The sequence below is a fragment of the Arthrobacter sp. JSM 101049 genome, assembly GCF_041679245.1.
Classification (GTDB): Bacteria; Actinomycetota; Actinomycetes; order Actinomycetales; family Micrococcaceae; genus Arthrobacter_H.
Window position 1 is genome coordinate 53,700 of record NZ_JBGFFC010000006.1, and the last position, 23,606, is coordinate 77,305.

A 23,606-nucleotide genomic window follows, 5' to 3' on the forward strand; every position below is an offset into this window, starting at 1 on the left:
CGCAACCACATAGGGCCTCAGCCGGTGCCTCCGGAGGGCGTCCTAGGGCCGTTATTTTGCCAATGAGAGGCAATTGACGCTGGATGTACGCCACTGATTCGTCTGGAGGCGGTAGAATTGAAGACACGGTGCCCGCATAGCCTGAGCTAGGACACCGGTTCATGGATTGCCGGCCCTCCGGGTCGGTGTCCGCCGAGAATGCACAAGGAGTCTGCACCGCCTGTGGATACTGATAACACTGCCCCCGAGGAAGAGAATTCCGCAGCGACGCAGGAGCCTGAAACTGCTCAGGAACCGGCGCCGGTGGACCCGGAAATGGTCGTGGAACAGCACCCGCAAGAGAACCCCCACCGCGTCGAGCACGCTTACGGTGCCGATGACATCACCGTCTTGGAAGGGCTCGAAGCCGTCCGCAAGCGGCCGGGAATGTACATCGGTTCCACGGGGCCGCGCGGCCTGCACCACCTCGTCTACGAGGTCGTCGACAACTCCGTCGACGAGGCACTAGCCGGATACTGCGACACCATCAGCGTTGCCTTGCAAGCAGACGGCGGGGTCCGGGTTCAGGACAATGGCCGGGGAATCCCTGTCGACATGCATCCGGCGGAAGGCAAGCCGACCGTTGAGGTCGTGATGACGATCCTGCATGCGGGTGGCAAGTTCGGCGGCGGCGCCTATGCCGTTTCCGGCGGTTTGCACGGTGTGGGCATCTCGGTCGTCAACGCGCTCTCCAAGCGGGTGGACACCGAAATACGCCAGAAGGGGAACGTCTATCGCATGTCGTTCGCCGACGGAGGCAAGCCCCAAACAGATCTGGTCAAGGGCGAGGAAACGGAAGAGACCGGAACAACCCAAACCTTCTATCCGGATCCCGAGATCTTCGACATCGTCGAGTTCGACTTCGAGACCCTCCGGGCACGTTTTCAGCAGATGGCGTTCTTGAACAAGGGCCTGCGCATCACCCTGACCGATGAACGTACCGTCGACGACTCGGCCGACGAGATCGCGGAGGACTCCGAAGAGGAGCGGGCGGACGAGGCGCAGGAGCCCAAGCACCGCTTCGTCGACTACTGCTACCGCGATGGCCTGCTCGACTACGTCAAGTACCTCAACGCCTCCAAGAAGGTCGACCTCGTCCATCCGGATGTCATCGCCTTCGAGAGCGAGGACCCCGAGCGCATGATCTCCGTCGAGATCGCCATGCAGTGGACCACCGCCTATTCCGAGTCCGTCCACACCTACGCGAACACGATCAACACGCACGAAGGCGGTACGCACGAAGAGGGCTTCCGAGCGGCGATGACTTCGCTCATCAACCGCTACGCCAAGGACAAGGGGATCCTCAAGGAAAAAGACGACAACCTGACCGGTGACGACATCCGCGAGGGTCTCACCGCCGTTATCTCGATCAAACTGGGCGAGCCGCAATTCGAGGGGCAAACCAAGACCAAGCTCGGAAACTCCATGGCGAAGGGCTTTGTCCAAGGCGTTGTCCACGACGAACTCGGCGACTGGTTGGAACGCAATCCGGTGACAGCCAAGGACATCATCCGCAAGTCGCTCTTCGCTGCCCAGGCCCGGTTGGCAGCGCGCAAGGCGCGGGATAACGCCCGGCGTAAGTCGCCGCTGGAATCATTCGGCATGCCGGGCAAGCTCTCCGACTGTTCTTCGAAGAACCCCGCCGAGTGTGAGGTCTACATCGTGGAGGGAGATTCCGCCGGCGGTTCGGCCAAGCGGGGTCGTGACCCGCGGACACAGGCGATCCTTCCGCTGCGGGGAAAGATCCTCAACGTCGAACGTGCCCGTTTGGACCGTGCACTGGGAAATGCCGAGGTCCAGTCGATGATCACCGCCTTCGGAACGGGCATCGGCGAGGAGTTCGACATGGCCAAGCTCCGCTATCACAAGATCGTCCTGATGGCCGATGCTGACGTCGACGGCCAGCACATCACGACCCTGTTGCTGACGCTGCTGTTCCGTTACATGCGCCCACTGATCGAAAACGGCTATGTCTACCTCGCGCAGCCGCCCCTGTACCGGATCAAGTGGTCGAACTCCGCCCACGACTACGTCTTCTCGGATGCCGAGCGCGACGCAGCCCTGACGGCCGGGGCAGCAGCGAACAAGCGCCTGCCGAAGGACAACGGCATCCAGCGCTACAAGGGCCTGGGCGAGATGGACTACTCGGAACTCTGGGACACGACCATGGACCCGGACCGCCGAACCCTGCGCCAGATCACCATGGAGGACGCCGCCGCAGCAGACCAGATCTTCGCGGTGCTGATGGGTGAGGACGTCGAATCCCGCCGCAACTTCATCCAGCAGAACGCCAAGGACGTGCGTTTCCTCGACATCTGAGGCGCAGCACCCTTTCGTTCCACAGCAGCTTTTGAGTAGAGGAAGAACCCGATGAGCGACGAGACGCCCGAAAACCCGCAGGAACCGGAGAACGGCGAGGACCTGCTGCCGGAGCAGCCGGTGGCTGCAGCCACGCTGGACAGAATCGAACCGATCGACCTGCAGACGGAAATGCAGCGGTCCTACCTGGACTACGCCATGGCCGTGATCGTCGGCCGCGCACTGCCCGATGTGCGCGACGGACTCAAACCCGTGCACCGTCGGGTCCTCTACGCCATGTTTGACGGCGGGTACCGGCCCGACCGGTCCTACAACAAGTGCGCCCGCGTTGTCGGCGAGGTGATGGGCCAGTACCACCCGCATGGCGATTCGGCCATCTACGATGCCCTCGTGCGCTTGATCCAGGATTGGACGATGCGCTACCCGCTCGCCCTGGGGCAGGGGAACTTCGGTTCACCCGGAAACGATGGCGCGGCTGCACCCCGGTACACCGAAACCAAGATGGCTCCCCTGGCGCTGGAAATGGTCCGCGACATCGACGAGGAAACCGTCGATTTCCAGGACAACTACGACGGCAAGAACCAGGAACCGACAATTCTGCCGGCACGGTTCCCGAATCTGCTTGTGAACGGCTCGTCCGGTATCGCCGTCGGGATGGCCACCAACATCCCCCCGCACAACCTGCGCGAGGTGGCCGATGGTGTCCAGTGGTACCTGGAAAACCCCGAGGCCACGAAGGAGGAGCTGCTCGAGGAGCTCTTGCTGCGGATCAAGGGACCGGACTTCCCGACCGGAGCCACGATCCTGGGGCGCCGCGGCGTCGAGGATGCGTACCGCACCGGCCGAGGGTCCGTGACGATGCGCGCGGTGGTCAATGTCGAGGAACTCCAGGGGCGTACATGCCTCGTGGTGACCGAACTGCCCTACCAGGCCAACCCGGACAACCTGTCGATCAAGATCGCAGAACTGGTCAAGGACGGCAAGATCCAGGGTATTGCCGATCTCCGCGATGAAACCTCTGGCCGCACGGGCCAGCGGCTGGTCATCGTGCTCAAGCGCGACGCGGTGGCGAAGGTGGTGTTGAACAACCTCTACAAGCACACCGAGCTGCAGAGCAACTTCTCCGCGAACATGCTGGCCATCGTCGATGGAGTCCCCCGCACGCTCTCCCTGGATGCCTTCATCCGCCACTGGGTGGCCCACCAGGTCGATGTCATCGTCCGGCGCACGCAGTTCCGCTTGCGCAAGGCCGAGGAAGCTGCCCATATCCTGCGGGGTCTGCTCAAGGCGCTGGATGCCCTCGACGAGGTCATCGCCCTGATCCGGCGTTCGCCTACCGTCGAGGATGCCCGCAACGGCCTCAAGGAACTGCTGGATATCGATGACCTGCAGACCCAGGCCATCCTCGATATGCAGTTGCGCCGTTTGGCCGCCCTGGAACGCCAGAAGATCCAGGACCAGCATGCGAAACTCGAGGCCGAGATCGCCGAGTACAAGGTCATCTTGGCCGACCCTGTCCGGCAGCGGACGATCATATCCGAGGAACTCGCGGATATCGTCCAGCGGCACGGCGACGACCGGCGCACGCAGATCGTTGCCGGCTTCGATGGCGACATGTCCATGGAAGACCTCATCCCCGAGGAGGAAATGGTCGTCACCATCACCCGTGGCGGCTACGTCAAGCGCACCCGCAGCGACAACTACCGGTCGCAGAACCGTGGCGGCAAGGGCATCCGCGGTGCCCAGCTGCGCGGGGACGACGTCGTGGAGCACTTTTTCGTCACCACGACCCACAACTGGCTTCTCTTCTTCACCAACCACGGCCGCGTATACCGGGCAAAGTGCTACGAACTGGCCGAGGGAGGACGCGATGCGAAGGGCCAGCACGTTGCGAACCTGATGGCCTTCCAGCCGGATGAGCACATCGCCCAGGTCCTTGACCTGCGCGATTACGAACAGGCCCCCTATCTGGTGTTGGCCACCCGCCGGGGCCTGGTGAAGAAGACCCGTCTGGCCGACTACGACACGAACCGGTCCGCCGGCGTGATCGCCATCAACCTGCGCGAAGGCGACGAACTGGTGTCCGCCCAGCTCGTCTCCGAAACCGATGACCTCATGCTTGTGTCCCGGAAGGGGCAATCGGTGCGGTTCACTGCCACGGACGAGGCGCTGCGGCCGATGGGACGCAACACCTCGGGTGTGACGGGCATGAAGTTCCGCGAGGACGATGAGCTGCTGGCTGCCGATGTCGTGGGCGAGGAATCCTATGTGTTTGTCGTCACTGAAGGCGGATACGCCAAGCGCACGTCGGCCCAGGAATACCGTGTCCAATCGCGTGGTGGCATCGGCATCAAGGTCGCCAAGCTGGCCGATGAACGGGGCCACCTGGCCGGCGCCCTGATCGTGCACGAAAACGACGAGGTCCTGGTGGTCATGCAAGGCGGAAAGGTCGTCCGCTCCCAGGTGACCCAGGTCCCGGCGAAGGGCCGGGACACGATGGGGGTCATTTTCGCCAAGCCGGACAAGAAAGACCGGATCATCGCCGTTGCCAAGAATACTGAGCGCGGGCTGGGAACAGAGGACGACGACGATGCAGTACCGTTGGATCCTGAAGATTCCCCGGAAAGCACCCCGGCGGGGGAAGAAGCGCCCGCCGCAGGCGATGGCGATCTGGCAACCACGGAGGACGTGGAGGCCGGAGCGGAATCCGACGAGACCGATACTGACGGAGGTAATGCGTGAGCACCCCGAACAACCCGCGCCCCGCGGCGCCACGCCAGAAGCCGAGCGCGCAGGGACGGCCGGCGGCGTCGGCTCAGCGTCCTGCCTCCGGCGGTAACCGTCCAGCCGGCGCTAGCGGACAGGCCCCTAAGCAGGGCCAGCAGCGTCCGGGACAGCGCCCCCAGCAGCTCGTTCGGCCGGCGCCCAAGGCCAAGGTCCGCAAGGCGCGCCTGCTTGTCAGCAAGGTCGATCCGTGGTCGGTCCTGAAGATGGCCTTCCTGCTGTCCGTGGCGTTGGGAATCGTCACGGTGGTCGCCGCTGTCGTCCTCTGGACAGTTCTGGACCTCACCGGCATCTTCGATCGGGTCAACGACCTGCTGGGCCAGGTCATCGGCTCGGATTCGGGGTTCAATCTCAAGGAACTCATCTCGCTTGGCCAGGTCGCCTCGTTCGCCACGATCATCGCCGTCGTCAACGTGGTGCTGCTGACGGCACTTTCGATGCTTGCCGCGGTGCTCTACAACATCTCGTCGACCCTCGTTGGCGGCATCGGAGTCACCCTGACCGACGACTGATCGGCATGGATCGGTGTCTGCGGTTGGCCGGGGGCCCATCGCAGGCGCCGATTTGTTTTCCCAGCTGGGGGTCGGGTAAAGTCATATCTCGTCCCGAGGGGACATTGAGGGCGTATAGCTCAGGCGGTTAGAGCGCTTCGCTGATAACGAAGAGGTCCCAGGTTCAAGTCCTGGTACGCCCACGGAATCCCTCCTCCTTCACGGCACATCGGAGCAGACATGCGGAAGTTGCTGGTAGCAGCCATGGCCGTCGTGTCCTTCGTGGCCTACCGTAGGTGGAAGGCGACCGAAGCGGAGAAATCCGTGTGGAAAGCATCGACGGATCGCCTCGACTGATCCTCGTCGCGGGGGTATGGCGCAATTGGTAGCGCACCTGCTTTGCAAGCAGGGGGTTAGGGGTTCGAGTCCCCTTACCTCCACCAAACCAGTACGGAGTCCCGGGTCATCGGCCCGGGACTTCGTCGTTCCCGGCGGTCTTGCCCGCGTCCTCCGGCTGTGCGCATAGAGTTGTCTTCGTGATCTTCCTGCTGGCCCTCGTGGGTGTCCTTGGCGTCTCCGCATCGGGGCCGCTGGTCGCCGCAACCCCGAGCGTGGGCCCGCTGGCCATGGCCTTCTGGCGCAATGGGCTCGGGGCGGCCGCGATGGGGTCCGCAGTGGCCCTGAAGGGCCGCAGCCGGATGCGGCGGCCGTCACGAGATGAGTGGCGCTATTGCACGATCGCCTCCCTCGCCCTTGCCCTCCATTTCGCCTGTTTCATGACCTCGGTGCGCATGACGACTGTCGCCGCGGCCACGGCACTGGTCTGCTTGCAGTCGGCATGGATCGCCGGCTATCAGCGGCTGCGGGGGATGGCGTTGGGCACCCGCGTCATGGGTGGCATGGGAGTGGCCTTCGGCGGAGTCGTCGTCATTACCGGCTTCGACGTGGGCCGGTCCGCAGAGGCACTCATCGGAGACGTGCTGGCCCTGGCTGGCGGGGCGCTGGCCGGGGCCTACACATTGGCCGGCAGCAAGGCGCGCGCGACCATGGACACCCGGAGCTATACGGCCCTGTGCTATGGCCTCACCGCCGGTGTGCTGCTGTGCCTGGCCTGGATCATGGGCGAGCCCATCGGGGGATTCCCCCTCGAGGGATGGCTGGGAATCATCGCATTGACGATAGCGTCCCAACTACTGGGGCATACGATCTTCAATCATCTGGTGGTTGCCTTGGGGCCGCTGGTGGTGTCGATGATCATCCTCCTGGAGATTCCGGGAGCCGCGCTCCTGGCCGGCGTGTTCCTCGGACAGACGCCCCCGGTGTGGACCTATTTGGGGCTGGCGCTGATCCTTGTCGGGCTGCTCGCGGTGGTCGGTGGGCAGGGGCGCGGCTGGAAGCGACCGGTCGGGCAGCCGAAAGGGCGGTAGTCCATCATGGACTACCGCCCTTTCGGCTGCGACTTGGGCGAAGACTCAGCTGTTGCTGGTGTCGTCTGCGCGGCGACGTGCGGTTCCCCGCGGTCCCGGCTTGGGGACGTCGCCCGCTGCCGGATCCGTTGCCGGTGCATCCGCCGTCAGGTCGGGATCGGCGGAGACCGGACCGGCAGGTTCGGCCTCGGAGATGTGGGCCCGCACGTCCTCGACCGTGGCTTCGGTTTCCGGAGCAGGCACCGGAGCGGGGACGGGTGCCGGTTCAACCGGCGTCTTCCACGGATCCTCAACCGGTTTGGACGCGCGCCAGGCCGCCACACCGGCGGTTACAACGGCCGCGATGATGCCGAAGACCAGAAAGCCGCGCTTGCGACCCCGCTGGGCCTTCTCATGCTTGAGTTGCTTGGCGGCCTCCTTTGCAGCCGAGGCTGCGGCCTTCTGGGCACGCTTGAGGGATTTCTTGTCGCCGGACACCTTGGTCACCGCCTGCTCCAAGGGGGCAGGGAACTTGGCTGCATCCAGGCGGCGCGCCGCATATTCTGCAGCCGTGCCGAGGCGGGCGCTGGCGGAGGGGATGTAGTCGTTGACCACGACGTCTCGTGCGTGCTGGAGCGCGGGGGTCGCCTTGTCCAGGGTCTCCTGCAGGCGCGGCGATGCATCATCGACGGCTTGCGAGATGCGGGGAGCGACCTTGTCGAGCCCGTCCTGGATCCGTGGGGTCACCTTGGCGACGCCACCGGCGATTTCGGAAGCTGCACGATGGAGGCCTTCCTGGATCCGCGGGGAGGCCGTCTCCATGCCCTTTTCAATGCGCGGCACCGCCCAGCTCACGGCGGCGTCGACCCTGGGGGCGGCCCACTCACGAGCATTTTCCACACCCGCGTTCACCGTCCCGCTCAGATCGCGGGCAATTCGTTCCTTCTTCTTCACACGTTCCTCCCAAGTAGTTGGAGTATCCACGCCTAGCCTACGCGTTGCCGCCTGCGCGAGCCATCAGCTGGCACCGTTGCCTTCAGGCGGGGTGTTCACTGTCCGCGTAGCCAGCTGGCCCCGCCTGCCTGTGGACGGCGCGGTGAAGATGGAAGAATGGTGCCATGACTGCAATCCCCACTCACAAGGCCACCATCCACACCAACAAGGGTGACATCCTGGTCAACCTGTTCGGCAACCACGCCCCCAAGACGGTCAAGAACTTCGTCGGCCTCTCCACGGGCGAACAGGCCTGGACCGACCCTGAATCCGGGGAGGAGAAGACCGGGACCCCGCTCTATAACGGAACGATCTTCCACCGCATCATCTCCGACTTCATGATCCAGGGCGGCGATCCGCTGGGCCAGGGCATCGGCGGCCCCGGCTACCGGTTCGACGACGAGATCAACCCGGATTTGGACTTCAACGAGCCCTACAAGCTCGCGATGGCCAATGCCGGACTGCAAATGGGCCGCGGAACCAACGGTTCGCAGTTCTTCATCACCACGATCCCCACCACGTGGCTGCAGGGCAAGCACACGATCTTCGGCGATGTCACCGACGAGAAGTCCCGGGAAATCGTCTCGGCGCTAAACAACGTCGCCACCGATGGCCGTGACAAACCGCTCGAAGACGTCGTGATCTCCAGCATCGACGTCGAGGCGCTCTGACAACGGGCGACCCCGAGCGGCAGCACGCCGCGTAGCGTGGGCGGATCCCGCCGGTTCCCGCGAATCGGCGCGATCCGCCCCCTTTTTTCCCCGCTTGGAACACAACCCAGGAGCAACACATGGCCTTCGGCCAATCGCAGCAGGAACCGGACATGCAAGTGCCGACCTGCCCCCGCCACCCCGACCGACCTTCCTATGTGCGCTGCCAACGATGTGGGCGTCCTGTCTGTCCCGAGTGCCAGCGAACGGCGTCCGTCGGCGTGCAATGCGTCGACTGCGTCGCCGAGATGAACCGGAACCGTCGCCAGCCGCGCACCGTGGCCGGAGGACGCGTCACCACCGGCCGTCCCATCGTCACGTATGTGGTCATGGGGCTTTGCGTGGCCATCTTCGGCGGCCAATACCTGTTCCCCAACCTCACCGACGACCTCCTGTATGCGGGCATCTACACGGGAATCGAGCCGTGGCGGATGGTCACCTCCCTCTTCCTGCATTCCACAGGCTTCATCATGCACATCGCCTTCAACATGTATGCGTTGTACATCCTCGGCCGGGTTCTGGAACCCGCACTGGGGCATCTGCGGTTCGCCGTCCTCTACCTCGTGGCCGGTATCGGCGGTTCGGTGGGGGTCTTACTCCTCTCCGCTCCGAACGTCGCGGTCGTTGGCGCCTCCGGAGCCGTGTTCGGCCTGTTCGGCGCCTTCCTGGTGGTCACGAAGGCGCATGGAGGCAACCTGGTTCCGGTCCTGGTCATCATCGGCATTAATCTGGTGATCGGATTCCTCCCCGGGGCAAATATCGCCTGGCAGGCGCACGTGGGCGGTCTGGTCACCGGTGGGGCCGTGGCTGCCGCCCTGGTTCTCGCTCCGCGCGGCAAGTACCGTGCGCCCCTGCAGTGGTCGGGCGTCGCGGTCGTCGTCGCCGGTCTGGCGATACTTACCTGGTGGGGCTGGTCGTCGGTCAAGGCGGCCTATCCGTTTCTGGCCTGACGTCCTCTGGGCGTTGACTCGCAGATCACGTGCTGGGCGGGCAGTGGACGGTGTCCACTGCCCGCCTTCCTTTTTGCCTGGCCCCTATCCACAGGACTTATCCACACTGTTAATAACTAACACCCGTGTAATTTGGAATGCCCACCGGCGCTGCATCCCGGCCTACACGCCAGCAACATTCCGGTGGCCCACGGATCCCCTTGAATATTCACACAACAATCCACACCTGTGGATAACTTTCGTGCACAACCTGTGCGCGCAGACCCGATGATTGGCCGGACCGCCCGGGACGTCGCGGCGGGGGCATTTCCGCGGAATCCGGCGCTAATTCGAACACCTCGCAGATATCCACAGCAATTGTCCACAGTGTTAATAACTTACAACAATGTAATTCGGGTCCCCGTCAGCCGTGCATCACTGCGCGGGCGGGCGAATCGAACATAGTTACGCACAGTGTTGTCCCCAGCTGTGGATAACCATGTTCACAGCGTGTGCACGAAACCCGATGCACCGTGCCCGAACCGTCCATCGCTTCTCCTGCGGACAGCGCCCGCAGCATGCGGGACTGGCGATGACAGGGGCCCAATGGGCGAGTAGGTTGTCCTGCAGAGACGCACTGTGCCCGCTGGAAACCCCGAACTATGGCTGGAGGAACATTGGATCCGCGCTATACGACCTTGTCCCCCTCGGATGTGCACGCGTGGAGCGAGCTGACGAACCTCCTGGCCCGCGTGGACGGGACGGAAGAGTTCTACGGGCCGGACGATCTGGCCGAGGAATTGAACGAGCCTGGATTCAGTGCCTCCCTCGACAGCGTTGCTGTATGGGCTGGCGACCAGCTCGTTGGCTACGGGCAGCTGCGCGTCGGCGACCGGCTGACCGGTGGCCTGGCGAAGGCGACCATTGACGGCGGCGTCCACCCCGTGCACCGCGGACGGGGCATCGGCCAGCGGATTATGGACCGCTTGGAACCGCGCGCGGTGGCGCTTGCGGCCGAGCGGCATCCGGGCGTTCCACTGGCTCTTGACCTGTGGGCCGGCCCCGCTGGCTCGGGTGCCGGGCGGCTGGCCGCCGCACGCGGGTATGCACCCGCGCGCTATTTCACGGACATGCGCGTGGAACTGGAGGGGGACGGCACCGGTCCCGAAGACGCCGACCCACCAGTTGACGAGCCCGGGCTTGAGGACTTCCGGCCCGACCTCGCCGAGGCAGTCCGACGCGCCCACAATGAGGCCTTTGCCGACCACTGGGGATCCGTCCCGCGGTCCGAAGAGAAGTGGGCGGACCAGTTGGCATCGCGCAGCTTCCGGCCGGCGCTGAGCAAGGTCGTGCTCAGTACGGACTCCTCGTTGGACCCGGCCGAACGCGTGGATGCCTATGCCTTGTGCAACGAATGGGTTCCCGGCGAGCTCTATGTCAGCCTGGTCGGCACCCGTCGGCGGGCACGGCGGCGTGGATTGGCGGCGTTACTGCTCGGCGGCGTCGTCCGTTCCGCTGCACGCTCCGGGTATCGGATGGTCGATCTGACGGTCGATTCGGAGAGCCCGACGGGAGCTGGGCGAATCTACGAACGGGTGGGGTTCAACCCGGTGCGCACGAGTACCGTCTACCAGCGCCTTTTCGGAGAAGGCTGACGCCGAGCCGGTACTGTGGCGCGCTACCCCGCGGGCAGGACTCTCACGAGCCGAAGGCCAAGCCCGCGGCCACCATCAGCATGATGGCCGCCACCAGGCAGTCCAGTACCCGCCAAGACGACGGGCGAGCGAAGAAGCGGGCAAGCATGCGGGCGCCATAACCCAGCAGCGGGAACCAGATCATGCTGCCCAGTACCGCGCCGGTGCCGAATATCCACCGTGCATCCTCCCCCTGTGCGCTGGCGATGGTGCCCAGCAAGACCATCGTGTCGAGGTAGACGTGCGGATTCAGCCACGTCAACGCCACGGCTGTTCCGAGGACGCTTCCCCGGGACGCCGGGGACGCATCGTTGATTGTTAATGCAGCCGGACGAAGTGCGCGGCGCAAAGCCAGGCCCGCATACACCATCAGGAAGCCGGCACCTGCCCACCGGGCGACGACGAGTACCCATGGTGCCGTGGATACCAGGACACCGACTCCGGCGACTCCGGCAAAGATCAGGACGGCATCCGAGAAGGCGCACACCATGACGACGCCGAGAATGTGTTCCCGGCGGATCCCCTGGCGCAGGACGAAGGCGTTCTGTGCTCCAATGGCGACGATCAGCGAGAGGCCGGCGCCCAAGCCGGCGAGAAGGGGCGCAATGACAGACACGCATCAACGGTATGGAGCTCGGATGGATGCGTCCAGCTAAGGATTCTAATGATGCATTAGGGTCCCTTCATATGGACTTTCCTGCAGAACAACTCAGGGCCTTTGCCGCCGTCGTGGATACCGGTTCCTTCGAGGGCGCTGCCGCGCGCCTCCACATCACCCCTTCGGCAGTGAGCCAACGGATCAAGGCCCTGGAGACACAGGTCGGAACCGTGGTCGTCCGACGCCGAAAACCGGCCTCCCCGACAACTGCTGGCGCGGTTTTGCTCCGGTTGGCCCGGCAGGTGGACCTGCTGGCGGCTGAGGCAGCGGCCGAGCTGGCCGGCCACGGAGGAGGGGAGGGCGGCACCCGGGCCGCGATTCCCGTCGCCGTGAACGCCGACTCGCTCGCGACCTGGTTCTCCGACGTCTTCGAGTCGTTGGCGCACGAGGACGGCCTGGAAATCGAGCTTCTGCGTGAGGACGAGTCGGTGTCGGCCGAACTTCTGCGCTCCGGCCGCGCCATGGCGGCAGTGACCACCGACGGTCGGGCCGTGCAGGGGTGCGTGACCGAGCCGTTGGGGACCCTGCGCTATACGGCGATGGCTTCGCGGTCCTTCGCCGACCGCTGGTTCGGGCAGGACCCATTGAGCGGCCTGGCTTCGGCCCCCGTGGTGAATTTCGACCGGTCGGACGACCTGCAGAGTTCCGTCGCCCAAGAGGTGCTTGGCCTCCGCCCCACACCGCCGGTGCACCATGTTCCGGACTCGACGCAATACGTCCGCGCCGTGGCTGCCGGCCTGGGCTGGGGCATGGTCCCGGGAGTGCAGGATCCCGGGGATGGCTCCTTGGTCGTCATCGACCCCGCATGGTCGCGTGGGGTCGGGCTCTATTGGCAACGGTGGAAATTGGATTCCCCGGCCCTGGCACGGGTCAGCGCGGCCGTCCACCGTGCTGCACGGGAGAGCCGGGCCCTGGAGTCCCGGGCGGAAGACCGCCCGCCTCTGCGGCCGGCTAGCTCCGGGGTACCGGGGGTCCGAGAATGAGCAGGACGGAGAAGACCACGGCCACGAAGAGAAGGCCGAGGATGAGCGCCGGGAACGGATGGCGCAGGCACCAGGCCTGAACCGTCTCGATGAAGCCGCGGGGTCGGTCTCCATCCGGTCCTAGCCGCCATCCACCTTCCAGAAGCCCGGCCTTGTCGGTCGAGCGCTCGAAAGGGACCGTGCAGAAAGGAATGAAGGCGGAGGCCAGGCCGGCGAGGCCGCGGCCCAGGCCCCATCGCTGGTTCACCCAGACGAAGCATGTCACGACGCAGTAGCTCAGGAATACGAGGCCGTGGACTCCGCCGAACACGGGGACGAAGGCATCGCTGACATGTCCGTACTTCAGGGCCATGCCCAACAGGAGCAAACCCCAGGTGAACATTTCGGCTGTGGCCAGGAGTCCGTAGAGCCGCTTGGGGGTCAGGCGGGCGGCGGTCCGGGGGTCGGCGGTGGAGGGCATGATGTCCTTTCGTCGGGAAACCAGCATGTCATGGCCTGCGGCTGCCGGTGAACCGTGGCTAGCCGCCCGGCAGGAGCAGACCGTTCCCACCGGACGAGGCAGCCTGCGGACAGCGACAAGTCGGCCACCGAAAGCAATCGGTGATCTGTCGTGGCATGGATCGTGCTCAATGTCCTGGGGATGTTCGACGCCGTCTGGGCCATCGTTCGCTGCAGGACCGAGGGATTTTCCACGCTCGTGCCGTCGATCGTCTTCGTTGCCGGTCTCGTCTTAGCATGTCCAGACTGGCATATTCCACTAAGGACATATCGGTGGTACCGCCCATGCCGTCTGGGGAGGAACCGGCGCGTCCCCCGCTGTCATCTACGGAAGGGCCGTGAACGGGAGAGCACCAGCTGGGCCAGGATCCTGCTGCTGACTGCGGTCGGCTGCGTGGTCGGCCTCAAGTTCGTCGAGCAGGGCCCGTGGTCAGCGCCACCGGGTGGTCATGAAGAACCCGACCATGGCGATGCCGAAGCCGACGACGATGTTCCATCCGCCCGCGGCGAGGATCGGCAGGACGCCCTGGGAGATGTAGTAGGTGATGATCCAGAGCAGGCCCAGGATCATCAAGCCGAACATGACGGGCTTGTACCAGGCTGGCAGCGGCTTTGCGTCGCCGTATTTGTTGGCGGCTTCCGATACCCTTCGGGCCTTGCGGCGGGTCCTCGACTCGGGCACTGCTTCTCCTGACCTTGTGCGGGTCAAACAAGTCTGGTGCCGGACCCGGGCGATACTCTCATGAGCGGGGGCAGGCATCCTCGTGCCCGCGGCTCCCCACGTCCCGTCATTCTACCGGTACCCGTTTGATGGCCCCGTGCGTCGCGTCGACTCTGCCGCACGACCGACGCCTGCAAGGCGGCGGAAACGGGCTTCTGTCATCGCTGGCGGGATCCGGCCCGCGTCATACGGAGCGGGTGAATCCCGCCGTCGTACTGTGTCACTCCGGCCACCATCCACCCCCGTGGAGGAGAACCCCGACGTCTACGCCTCGCTGTTCGGCCAGCTTCCCGGTCCATGCAGGGTCCGACTTCTGATTTCGGCATTGCTGGTCGCGCTCGTCATACTGGTCCTGATGGAATACGTGTTCCCCTGGGCCAGCCAGTTCAGCCCGCGGGCCGAATCAACGATTGGTCTGGTGCAGTGACAATGCCCGTCCCCACGCGGATCCTGGTGATCGACAACTACGACAGCTTCGTCTACACGCTGGTCGGCTACCTGCGCGAACTCGGCGCGGAGACGACCGTGGTGCGCAACGACGACGTGACCCTCGAGGAGGCCATCGAGTTGGCGGCAGCCCGGGATGGCGTCCTGGTCTCCCCCGGCCCCGGAACGCCCGGGGACTCCGGCGTCTGCATCGAGGTGATCCGCTGGTGCGGCGACCATGCCAAGCCGATGCTCGGAGTGTGCCTGGGACACCAGGCGCTGGCAGAGGCGTACGGCGGGGTCGTCACCCACGCCGAGGAGCTGATGCACGGCAAGACCTCACTGGTCCACCACGGATCGCACCCGCTCTTCCACGACATCAACAACCCGTTCACGGCCACCCGCTACCACTCGCTGGCCGCCGTGCGCTCCTCGATCCCCGACGAGCTGGAGATCACCGCCGAAACCGACGGCGGGGTCGTCATGGGCTTGGCCCACCGCGAGGCACCCCTGTGGGGCGTGCAATTCCACCCGGAGTCGGTGCTCACCGAAGCCGGTTACCAGATGCTCGGCAACTGGCTCGAGTCCCTCGGATTGGCCGGGGCGGCAGCTCATGCCGCGACACTGAGCCCGCTGATCAGCGAGTAGGCCGCCCGCGCCGCTGGTCGCGCGTCGGTGGGCGCCTACTTCGAGGGCTTCCCCGGATTCGTGGGCTTGCCATGGCCCTTCCCGTTGCCCGGGTGCGTCGACTCGGGAGGTGCCGATTCCGAGGCACCGTCTGACGGCGCCGGGGATCCGGACGCGTCCTCGGTGGGTGACGGCGACTCCGAGGGCTCCTCCGGCGGTTCGGTCGCCACGGTGATGGTCACCGTCCCGCCCTGGTCGATGTCCTGGCCCGCCTCGGGGACCTGGTTGGTGATGGTTCCGGGATCGAGCACGGTGTTCGGCTTCTCCACGACCTCGAGCTCCAGCCCCACGGCAGGGTCCGACAGGACCTCGCGGGCCTTGTCCTCGTCGAGGTCCATCAGCGAGGGGACGGTGACCTTCCCGGTGGAGAGAGTCAACTCGACCTCGCTGCCGGCCTTGACCTTCTCCCCCAGCTGCGGATTCGTACCGATCAGGCTGCCGAGGTCCACCGACGCCGAGTTCTCGCGCTTGACGTCGTTGGAGACCTTCAGCCCCAGCCCGTCCAGCGTGCTGCGCACGGTCGCCTCGGACTGTCCCGCCAGGTCCTTGGGCAGGGTCACCTGCTCCGGTCCCTGGGAGACCAGCAGGTGGATCTCGGACTGCTGCCGGGCCTGGGAACCTGCGGCCGGGCGGGTGCCCACGACGGAGCCGGACTCGATCTCGTCGTCGTACACCTCCTCGGTGATGGGGATCAGGTTGGAGGCATAGATCTGGTTCTGGGCCGCGGTCAGCGACAGGTTGGAGACGTCGGGGACGGTGACGGTGGCATTGCGCTGCTGTTCCTGCTGGCTCCAATTCCAGAACATCCAGGCCCCGGCCGCCAGGACGACGACCGCGAGGATCGCGAAGACGGTGATCCACGCCCGCCGCCGCGAGGTGCGGTAGCGCTCTGCGTCCTCGTCGGTGTGCCGGGGATCGGAGCCGAACAGCGCGGCGTCGTCGTGGCGTTCGCGCCCGTAGCCCTCCTCGTCAATGGCGGGCTGCCGCCCCGTGGGGGCGTCCGTGGCGGCGGTGGCGGCAATCGCGGTGGTCGCGGGGCCGGAGTCCTCGTCGGTGTCCGGGGTGCCGTTTCCATCCGCAGGTCCCGTGGACGACGCCGGAGCATCGGTGGCGAGGGCGCGCGTGGGCTGGTCGGTAGTCACCAAGGCCTGCGTCGACAGCGGCATGACGGCCAGGGCCTCGGTGGCGTCGCCGCGGTCCTGCGGCACCGGCCGGTCCTCCACGGCGGCCTCGAGCGCGGTGGCGAAGGCACCGGCATCCTGGTAGCGGTCCTCGCGGTCCTTGGCCAGGGCCGTGGCGATGACCTCGTCGACCTTGGGGCCGATCTCCGCATTGAGGGCACTGGGTGCCGCAGCCTCCTCGCTGACGTGCTGGTAGGCGACCGAGACGGGGCTGTCGCCGGTGAAGGGCGGGCGGCCGGTGAGCAGCTCGTAGAGCAGGCAGCCTGCCGAATACAGGTCGCTGCGCGCGTCGACGGTTTCCCCGCGGGCCTGTTCGGGCGAGAAGTAATGGGCGGTACCGACCACCGCCTGGGTCTGGGTCATCGTTGCCGCCGAGTCGGCCAGGGCGCGGGCAATGCCGAAATCCATGACCTTCACGTGGTCGTCGGTGGTGACCATGACGTTGGAGGGCTTGATGTCCCGGTGGACGATGCCCTTGCGGTGGCTGTACTGCAGGGCGCCCAGGACACCGAGCGTATAGCGGATGGAGGAGTCTGCCGTGAGCTCCCCGGCCTTGAGGAGGTCGCGCAGCGTCCTGCCCTGCACGTACTCCATGACGATGTAGGGGACCTTGACGTCGTGTGCCGCGGCGCCGTCGACCTCCTCTTCGCCGGTGTCGTAGACGGCCACGATCGAGGGGTGGTTCAGGCCGGCCACGGCCTGGGCCTCGCGCCGGAAACGTGTCTGGAAGACCGGATCGCGCGCCAGGTCCCGCCGCAGCAGCTTGATGGCGACCTCGCGTCCGAGCCGGATGTCCCGGGCGTGGTAGACGTCCGCCATGCCGCCGCGGCCAATGAGATCGCCGAGGTCGTAGCGCGAGTTCAGGATTCGGGGTTCAGTCACGGGTTACCTCTGCACACCCTAGGGGGTGGACGTTCCGGGATCGTTGGTCGGCCCGGCCGCGTCCGGGCTGTCGCTGCTGGCATCCGCTCCACCCGCGGCGCCCGCCGAGGAGGACGCCGACGTGGACGATCCGGCACTGGTGGTGCTGGCCGCGCTGGACGAGGACTCGGTGGGCTGCGGTGTCGAGGAGGGGGAGGGGGCCACCGCGTAGGTCAGGCGGACGACGTCGCCGACCTCCAGCGTGCCGGTGGGTTCGACCCGGATGACCGTGTTCTCGGGCTGGTCGCTCTCGACGCCCTCGACCGAGACCTTGAGCCCCTTGGCCCGCAGCTCGGCCCGCGCGTCCTCGAGCTGGCGGCCCAGGTAGGCGTTCTGGTTGACCTCCACCGTCTCCGGGGAGGACGGCGCGCTGCTGGACGGCTCCCTGGTGGAGGCCGAATCCGTGCTGGACGCCGCTGACGAATCATCGGAGGACGGTGAGGAGGAGCCGGAACCGGAGGCCGACGACGACACCGAGGACGACGGTGAACCCGTCGGCGAATTGTCCGAAGCGTCATCACCGGTGAACATCGGGATCAGCCAGGCGCCGAGCAGGGCCAGCAGGATGAGGATGAGCAAGACGATCAGCGGCCACTTCCAGGGGCTGCCCTCCTTCTGCGGAGGCCTACCGCCGCCCCCGGAGCCGGACCCCCGGGCGGGAGACGTGGAGGAATCGTCATCGGGGTCCCAATCGCGACTCGCACCGAGAAAGGAATTGAAGTCGTCGTCTCGCCCGGCACCGGCAGCAGCGCCTGCCCCGGCAGCTGCTGCACCTGCGGCGCCGGCCGCGGCGGCACCCTGCCGTCTGGTGGCCGGTGCGTCCGGGTCCTGGCTGGCTGCCGGTCCGCTCGCCGTCGGGTCGCCGACGGTGGGCAGCGCGCTCGTGCTGGGGGCAGCCGAGCCGGAGGCCGCCGTGTGCGGGGTGGCCTGGGTCGGGGCATCGCCCATCGGCACGGCCTGCGTGGCCTCGTCGCCGTCGGCGTCGAGGAAGGGGATGATCCCCGGCACGGCCGTGCGGGCCGCGTCGATGTTGCCGGCCCGGATGGCGTCGGCTGCTTCGGCAAGTTTCGTCGCCGTTGCAGGCCGGTCCGCCGGGTTCTTGGCGAGCATCGACATGATCAGGGCGCGATGGTTCGGCGGGATGGACTGGTCCAACGGCGGCGGGTTGTCGTTGACCTGGGCTAGGGCGATCGCGATCTGGGATTCGCCGGTGAACGGGCGTCGTCCCGCCAGGCATTCGTAGCCGATGACGCCGAGCGAGTAGATGTCCGAGGATCCGGTGGCCTGCTGTCCGGTGGCCTGCTCGGGCGCCAGGTACTGTGCGGTGCCCATGACCTGTCCGGTGGCGGTCAACGGGACCTGGTCGGCGATGCGGGCGATCCCGAAGTCGGTGATCTTGACCCGTCCATCGGGCATGATGAGCAGGTTTCCCGGCTTCACGTCGCGGTGCACCAGGCCCTGGGCATGCGCGGCGGCGAGGGCACGCGCCGTTTGGGAGATGATCGACATGGTCCGATCCGGTGCCATCACCTTCTCCCGTTCGATGATGGCCGAGAGCGGCTGGCCGGGGACGAGTTCCATCACCAGGTAGCCGGAGCCCTCCTCCTCGCCGTAGTCGAAGACGTTGGCTATGCCATTGTGGTTCAGCAGCGCGGTATGGCGGGCCTCGGCCCGGAAGCGCTGGAGGAAGCCCGGATCGCCGGTGTATTCCTCCTTGAGGATCTTGATCGCCACGATGCGGCCGAGGATCTGGTCACGTGCCTTCCAGACCTCCCCCATGCCGCCGATGGCTATCCGATCGGTCAACTGGAACCGACCGCCCAGGGTGATACCCGATGTAGGCCTCACTTGTTGAACACCGCCTCTAGGATCTTCTTCAGGTTGGGACTGGTCAGGTTGTGGCCGGTCTCGTAATCGGTCTTCTCGATGACAATGGTGACAGCGACCTGCGGGTCATCCGCGGGGGCAAAGCCGGTGATCCACGAATTGACCTTCCCGGTGTCCCCGATTTCGGCTGTGCCGGTCTTGGCCGCGATGTCGAGTCCCGGGATGTCCGCCGTGTAAGCGGTGCCGCTTTCCACGGGGCCACGCATCAGTTCCGTGATCTGGTCGGCTATTTCCTTGGAGGTCGCGGTACTAAATTCCTCGGGTTGCGGCTCGCTGATCACCCGCAGGTCCGGAGCAGTCACCCGCTTGATCAGGTTGGGCTTCATGATGACCCCGTCGTTGGCGATGCCCATGGCCACCATGTTCATCTGCAACGGCGTGGCCTTCACGTTGTACTGCCCGATCGAGGACAGCCCCAGCTGCGCGGGGTCCAGATCGTTGGGGAAGACGCTCGGGGTCACCCGCAGCGGGATCTCCAGCTGCTGGCCGAATCCGAAGCGCTCGGTGACCTCGCGCAGGGCATCCTGGCCGACGGCCTGGCTCATGGCCACGAACGGCGTGTTGCAGCTCTGGGCCACGATGAAGGCGAGTTTCGCCCGATCCTTCCGTTCGCAGATGCCTTCATCGAAGTTCCGGATCGGCTTGCCGGCGCCGGGAGGGGTAATGGAATCAGGGTTATCGTACGTGTCGTCGAGGTTGTACTTGCCCGATTCGAGTCCGGCGACCAGGTCGAGGATTTTGAAGGTGGACCCCGGCGGGATGAGGTGGCCGATGGCCGGATTGACGCTCGGTTTCAGCCCCGGGACCTTCAGCAGTTCGGCCATGTTGGCGGCGGCCTGCGAGCCGCTGTGCACGGCCAGCTTGTTGGTGTTGTAGCTGGGCTTGGAGACCATGGCCAGGATGTTTCCGGTCTTGGGCTCCGAAACGATAATCGTGCCCTGTTCCCCATCGGGTATCAGGTCATACGCGGTCTTCTGCAATTTCGGATCGATGGTCAGCTCCACTGAGGCGCCCTCGTTGGCCTGACCAGTCAGCAGGTTCACCATGCGGTCGTAGAACTGGGAGTCGCTTTGACCGGTGAGCTCGTCGTCCATGACGCCTTCGAGGTGGTTGGCCCCATAGACAAGCGAATAGTAGCCGGTCAGGTGGGCGTAGAGTTTCGGATCCTCGTAGACGCGCTGGTAGTCGAACTGGTCGTCGGAGGCGACGGACTCGGCGACGGGCTTGCCATCGACGAGGATCGCCCCGCGGGCCAGGTCGAAATTCTTGTACAGCTGGCGCGTGTTCAGCGGATTGGCGTTCAGGTCCTTCGCGGCGAAGAACTGGATGTAGCTCAGCGCACCGAAGACGAGGATGAACAGGCCGACGACGGCGATCCACACGTGGCGGAGGGCGGTGTTCATGCCTTGTCCCCCTTCCCGGGTGTCGTGGGTTTGCGGCGGCTGGTGGAAGTGGATCGGCGCCGGGCTTCGGCCTGTTCGCGTTCCTTCGCCCGGGCGCTGATGTCGGGACCGGCGGCTGCCATGTCCCGTTCACTCAGCGGCCCCGTGGCGGCCGGGCGCCGGGCGTTGTGCGAAACGAGCAGCAACAGCGCCACGATGATCCAGTTCGCGAGGAGGGAGGACCCGCCTGCGGACATGAATGGCGTTGTCAGGCCGGTGAGCGGGATCAGCAGCGTGACGCCTCCCATGACCACGAAGCACTGCAGGCCGATCGTGAAGGACAATCCAGCGGCCAGCAGCTTGCCGAACGAATCGCGGCTGCCGAGCCCGGCGCGGACGCCGCGGCTGATGATGATGACATAGAGCATGATGATCGCCACGAGGCCGATCAGGCCGAGTTCCTCCCCCAGGGCGGTGATGATCATGTCGGAATTGGCCAGCGGGACGAGGTCGGGCCGGCCGTTGCCGATGCCGGTGCCGAAGAGGCCGCCGCTGGAGAGGCCGAAGAGGCCCTGGACGATTTGGCGGCTGCCGCCGTAGGCCTGGTCGTAGACATCGGGGTCGAAGGCATTCAGCCAGGAGTTCAGCCGGAGCGCCACGTGGGACATGGTCTGGGCCGCGAAGACCCCGGCGACGGCCACCATGACCAGGCCGATGACGATCCAGCTGATGCGCCCGGTGGCGACGTAGATCATGACCATGAACAGGCCGAAGAACAGGATGGAGGATCCCAGGTCGCTTTGCAGGACCAGGATGCCGATGCTCACCAGCCAGGCAATGACCATCGGGCCCAGGTCCTTCAGCCGCGGCAGCTGCAGGGGGCCGATCTTGCGTCCTGCGAGCAGGATCAGGTCGCGGTGGGTGGAGAGGTAGCCGGCGAAGAACAGCGCCAGCGTGATCTTGGCCAGTTCGCCGGGCTGGAAGGAATAGGGGCCGATGTAGATCCAGATCCGGGCACCGTTGATCACCCTGCCCAGGCCCGGAATCAGCGGCAGGACCAGCAACAGCGCGCTGATGGCCAGGAAGATATAGGGGGCGCGGCGCAGGATCCGGTGGTCGCGGACGATCCACAGGGTGAAGATGGCCGCTGCCATCGCCAGACCGGTCCACATCAGTTGGCGCGTGGCGGCGTCGTCGTTGTTGACCAGGTCCAGCCGGTGGATCATCGCGATGCCGATGCCGTTGAGGGCAACGACCGCGGGAAGGATGATCGGATCGGCATACTTGGTCCAGATGCGCAGCACGATGTGCATCACCAGGGCCATGGCGGCCAGGACCGCCCCCTGGGTGAAGAACCCCTCGTCGAGCCCGTTCGGGTTGCTCAGGGAGACCAGGTAGTTGGCGCCCACGGCGACGATGAGGGCCAGGACCAGGAGCACCAGCTCGGTGTTGCGCCGTGGAACCGGCGCGGTTTGTACTTCGCTCACGGTGTCACGTCCTGACAGTAGGTGGGCAGAGTCGGCGGTTCGTCCCCGCTCTGCGGGTCGGCCGGGACGATCACCGGACAGGCCTGCTTGGCGCTGATCAGCAGCTCGGAGACGATGTCCTGGGCATGGGCCAGGTCGCGGGCCGCCAACGAGTTTCGCAGCCGTTGCTGCGTGTAGGACGGCAGGGCCTGGGTGGGGATCTGCGTCACCGAGTCAACATGGGAGAGCTTGACGGGGCCGAGGTCCTGCGAGACACCGTTGAAGATGGCGACCTTGCCGTTGTAGTCGGCCACGTAGTACTGGGTTTGCGTCCAGACATAGCCGAACCACAGGACGGAGGCCAGGATGAGGGCCATCAACGTCAGGAATGTCGGAATGAGCCAGCCGCGGCGGACCGGGCGCCGCATCGGGTCGTACTCGCGGTCCTGCCCGTTGTCCTCGGGCTCCGAGGCCTTGTGCGTCAGTATGGCAGCGGCCCGCTTTTCGGCCGAACGCTGCGTGACCATCGGGATCTGCCCCGTCTTGGTGGCCAGGTCGGCGGCGCCGACCAGGACATGGGGGCGGATGGACATCTCGTGGCGGATTATCGCCGCGCTGGCCTCCAGGTCGCCCTGCTGGGCCACCTGCAATTGACCTGTGTCCGGGGCCGGCTCCTGTGCCGGCGTGACGACGGGTTCCTCGTCGGCGGCGTCCTCGGCGACCTCGACCATGACGATGGTGACGTTGTCGGGGGATCCGTGCTGCAGCGTCACCTCGACCAGCTCGTCGACGGTCTCCTGCAGCGACGCCGTTCCGCGCACAATGCGTTCGGTGAGTTCATCCGGGACGACGGCGTTCAACCCGTCCGAGCAGAGCAGCCACCGCTCGCCCGGGGCGACCGCATACTGCTGGATGTCCAACTCGGGACTGGCGTCGGAATCACCCAGGACGCGCATGAGCACGTTCTTGTGGGGATGGTGCTCGGCCTCCTCGGGACGCAGCCTGCCCTCGTCGACGAGACGCTGCACGAAGGTATGGTCCTTGCTGACCTGCTCGAACACCCCGTTCTTGAGCCGGTAGGCGCGCGAGTCGCCGATGTGGGCGTACTGGAAACGGTCCCCGGTCAGCAGCAACGCCGTGACGGTCGTGCCCATGCCGGAGAGCTTCGGGTTCGCGTTGACCAGCTCGTTGAGGATCGAATTGGCGGTCTGGATCTCATCCGGGAGGACCGTTTCGACGTCGACCGTCGTCTCCTGGTCCAAGTGCACCAGGTCCAGGACCGTCGAGGCCGAGGCAACGTCGCCGCCGACGTGGCCGCCCATGCCGTCGGCCACCACCGCCAGGTAACGACCGGCATAGCCGGAGTCATCGTTCTTGGCGCGAACCTTCCCCACATCCGAACGCGCTGCGAACCGCAACGTGAGCGCCATA

General features: G+C 65.8%; 20 protein-coding genes and 2 tRNA genes. 13 read left to right on the forward strand and 9 right to left on the reverse strand.

Going from position 1 to position 23,606, the window contains the following annotated elements:
• The first annotated feature begins 315 nt into the window (after positions 1-315).
• The 7 genes from gyrB to AB8M85_RS14770 all read left to right on the forward strand — a co-directional run bounded on the left by gyrB (position 316) and on the right by AB8M85_RS14770 (position 7,060).
• A complete protein-coding gene (gyrB, locus tag AB8M85_RS14740) occupies positions 316-2,358 on the forward strand; it encodes a DNA topoisomerase (ATP-hydrolyzing) subunit B (RefSeq protein ID WP_372699668.1) in 2,043 nt (680 codons plus the stop codon).
• Between the two features lie 51 nt (positions 2,359-2,409).
• The gene (gene gyrA, locus AB8M85_RS14745) at positions 2,410-5,100 is read left to right on the forward strand and encodes a DNA gyrase subunit A (RefSeq protein WP_372699585.1); all 2,691 of its coding nucleotides are present in this window, start codon (positions 2,410-2,412) and stop codon (positions 5,098-5,100) included.
• On the forward strand, positions 5,097-5,654 hold the full coding sequence (locus AB8M85_RS14750; RefSeq protein ID WP_372699586.1) for a DUF3566 domain-containing protein: 558 nt from the start codon (positions 5,097-5,099) through the stop codon (positions 5,652-5,654). The genes gyrA and AB8M85_RS14750 overlap by 4 nt, the downstream gene beginning before the upstream one ends.
• 108 nt (positions 5,655-5,762) lie before the next feature.
• Positions 5,763-5,836: transfer RNA gene (locus tag AB8M85_RS14755), tRNA-Ile, on the forward strand.
• Positions 5,837-5,873: 37 nt separating this feature from the next.
• Positions 5,874-5,990: a DLW-39 family protein gene (locus AB8M85_RS14760; protein ID WP_372699587.1), complete on the forward strand. Its 117-nt coding sequence runs from the start codon at positions 5,874-5,876 to the stop codon at positions 5,988-5,990.
• A 10-nt stretch (positions 5,991-6,000) separates the two neighbouring features.
• A tRNA-Ala gene (locus AB8M85_RS14765) sits at positions 6,001-6,076 on the forward strand.
• A gap of 93 nt (positions 6,077-6,169) precedes the next feature.
• Positions 6,170-7,060, forward strand: a complete 891-nt coding sequence (locus AB8M85_RS14770; RefSeq protein WP_372699588.1) for a DMT family transporter — start codon at positions 6,170-6,172, stop codon at positions 7,058-7,060.
• A gap of 45 nt (positions 7,061-7,105) precedes the next feature.
• On the opposite strand, the gene AB8M85_RS14775 is transcribed toward AB8M85_RS14770, so the two are convergent.
• Positions 7,106-7,993: a hypothetical protein gene (locus AB8M85_RS14775; protein WP_372699589.1), complete on the reverse strand. Its 888-nt coding sequence runs from the start codon at positions 7,991-7,993 to the stop codon at positions 7,106-7,108.
• A gap of 164 nt (positions 7,994-8,157) precedes the next feature.
• Between AB8M85_RS14775 and AB8M85_RS14780 the strand changes: the two genes are divergently transcribed.
• The 3 genes from AB8M85_RS14780 (at position 8,158) to AB8M85_RS14790 (ending at position 11,326) form a co-directional block, all read left to right on the forward strand.
• On the forward strand, positions 8,158-8,703 hold the full coding sequence (locus AB8M85_RS14780) for a peptidylprolyl isomerase (RefSeq protein WP_372699590.1): 546 nt from the start codon (positions 8,158-8,160) through the stop codon (positions 8,701-8,703).
• Between the two features lie 152 nt (positions 8,704-8,855).
• Positions 8,856-9,692: a rhomboid family intramembrane serine protease gene (locus tag AB8M85_RS14785; RefSeq protein WP_372699669.1), complete on the forward strand. Its 837-nt coding sequence runs from the start codon at positions 8,856-8,858 to the stop codon at positions 9,690-9,692.
• 641 nt (positions 9,693-10,333) lie between these two features.
• A complete protein-coding gene (locus AB8M85_RS14790) occupies positions 10,334-11,326 on the forward strand; it encodes a GNAT family N-acetyltransferase (protein ID WP_372699591.1) in 993 nt (330 codons plus the stop codon).
• Positions 11,327-11,369: 43 nt separating this feature from the next.
• Here AB8M85_RS14790 and AB8M85_RS14795 read toward each other — a convergent pair whose 3' ends face one another.
• Positions 11,370-11,981, reverse strand: a complete 612-nt coding sequence (locus tag AB8M85_RS14795) for a LysE/ArgO family amino acid transporter (protein WP_372699592.1) — start codon at positions 11,979-11,981, stop codon at positions 11,370-11,372.
• Positions 11,982-12,052: 71 nt separating this feature from the next.
• On the opposite strand from AB8M85_RS14795, the gene AB8M85_RS14800 reads away from it, so the two are divergent.
• Entirely contained in the window at positions 12,053-13,006 is a 954-nt protein-coding gene (locus AB8M85_RS14800) for a LysR family transcriptional regulator ArgP (protein ID WP_372699593.1), read from the forward strand.
• On the opposite strand, the gene AB8M85_RS14805 is transcribed toward AB8M85_RS14800, so the two are convergent.
• Positions 12,975-13,466 carry a DUF3817 domain-containing protein gene (locus AB8M85_RS14805; protein WP_372699594.1) on the reverse strand — a complete coding sequence of 164 codons (492 nt, stop codon included), beginning with the start codon at positions 13,464-13,466 and terminating at the stop codon, positions 12,975-12,977. The two genes, AB8M85_RS14800 and AB8M85_RS14805, sit on opposite strands and share 32 nt — an antisense overlap.
• A 468-nt stretch (positions 13,467-13,934) precedes the next feature.
• The gene (locus tag AB8M85_RS14810) at positions 13,935-14,186 is read right to left on the reverse strand and encodes a cell division protein CrgA (protein ID WP_372699595.1); all 252 of its coding nucleotides are present in this window, start codon (positions 14,184-14,186) and stop codon (positions 13,935-13,937) included.
• Between the two features lie 283 nt (positions 14,187-14,469).
• Here AB8M85_RS14810 and AB8M85_RS14815 point away from each other — a divergent pair, with 283 nt between their 5' ends.
• Positions 14,470-14,652 carry a hypothetical protein gene (locus AB8M85_RS14815; RefSeq protein WP_372699596.1) on the forward strand — a complete coding sequence of 61 codons (183 nt, stop codon included), beginning with the start codon at positions 14,470-14,472 and terminating at the stop codon, positions 14,650-14,652.
• A 2-nt stretch (positions 14,653-14,654) separates the two neighbouring features.
• Positions 14,655-15,299, forward strand: coding sequence for an aminodeoxychorismate/anthranilate synthase component II (locus AB8M85_RS14820; RefSeq protein ID WP_372699597.1), 645 nt, complete (start codon positions 14,655-14,657; stop codon positions 15,297-15,299).
• A 35-nt stretch (positions 15,300-15,334) separates the two neighbouring features.
• Here the strand turns inward: AB8M85_RS14820 and pknB are convergent, their stop codons facing one another.
• The 5 genes from pknB to AB8M85_RS14845 are packed head-to-tail and all read right to left on the reverse strand — an operon-like array spanning position 15,335 to position 23,605.
• A complete protein-coding gene (gene pknB, locus AB8M85_RS14825; protein ID WP_372699598.1) occupies positions 15,335-17,401 on the reverse strand; it encodes a Stk1 family PASTA domain-containing Ser/Thr kinase in 2,067 nt (688 codons plus the stop codon).
• An 18-nt stretch (positions 17,402-17,419) separates the two neighbouring features.
• Positions 17,420-19,288 carry a protein kinase gene (locus AB8M85_RS14830; RefSeq protein ID WP_372699599.1) on the reverse strand — a complete coding sequence of 623 codons (1,869 nt, stop codon included), beginning with the start codon at positions 19,286-19,288 and terminating at the stop codon, positions 17,420-17,422.
• Positions 19,285-20,730: a peptidoglycan D,D-transpeptidase FtsI family protein gene (locus tag AB8M85_RS14835; RefSeq protein WP_372699600.1), complete on the reverse strand. Its 1,446-nt coding sequence runs from the start codon at positions 20,728-20,730 to the stop codon at positions 19,285-19,287. The genes AB8M85_RS14830 and AB8M85_RS14835 overlap by 4 nt, the downstream gene beginning before the upstream one ends.
• A complete protein-coding gene (locus AB8M85_RS14840) occupies positions 20,727-22,196 on the reverse strand; it encodes an FtsW/RodA/SpoVE family cell cycle protein (protein ID WP_372699601.1) in 1,470 nt (489 codons plus the stop codon). Before AB8M85_RS14840 ends, AB8M85_RS14835 begins: the two co-directional genes overlap by 4 nt.
• Positions 22,193-23,605: a protein phosphatase 2C domain-containing protein gene (locus AB8M85_RS14845; protein ID WP_372699602.1), complete on the reverse strand. Its 1,413-nt coding sequence runs from the start codon at positions 23,603-23,605 to the stop codon at positions 22,193-22,195. The genes AB8M85_RS14840 and AB8M85_RS14845 overlap by 4 nt, the downstream gene beginning before the upstream one ends.
• Position 23,606: the final 1 nt, after the last annotated feature.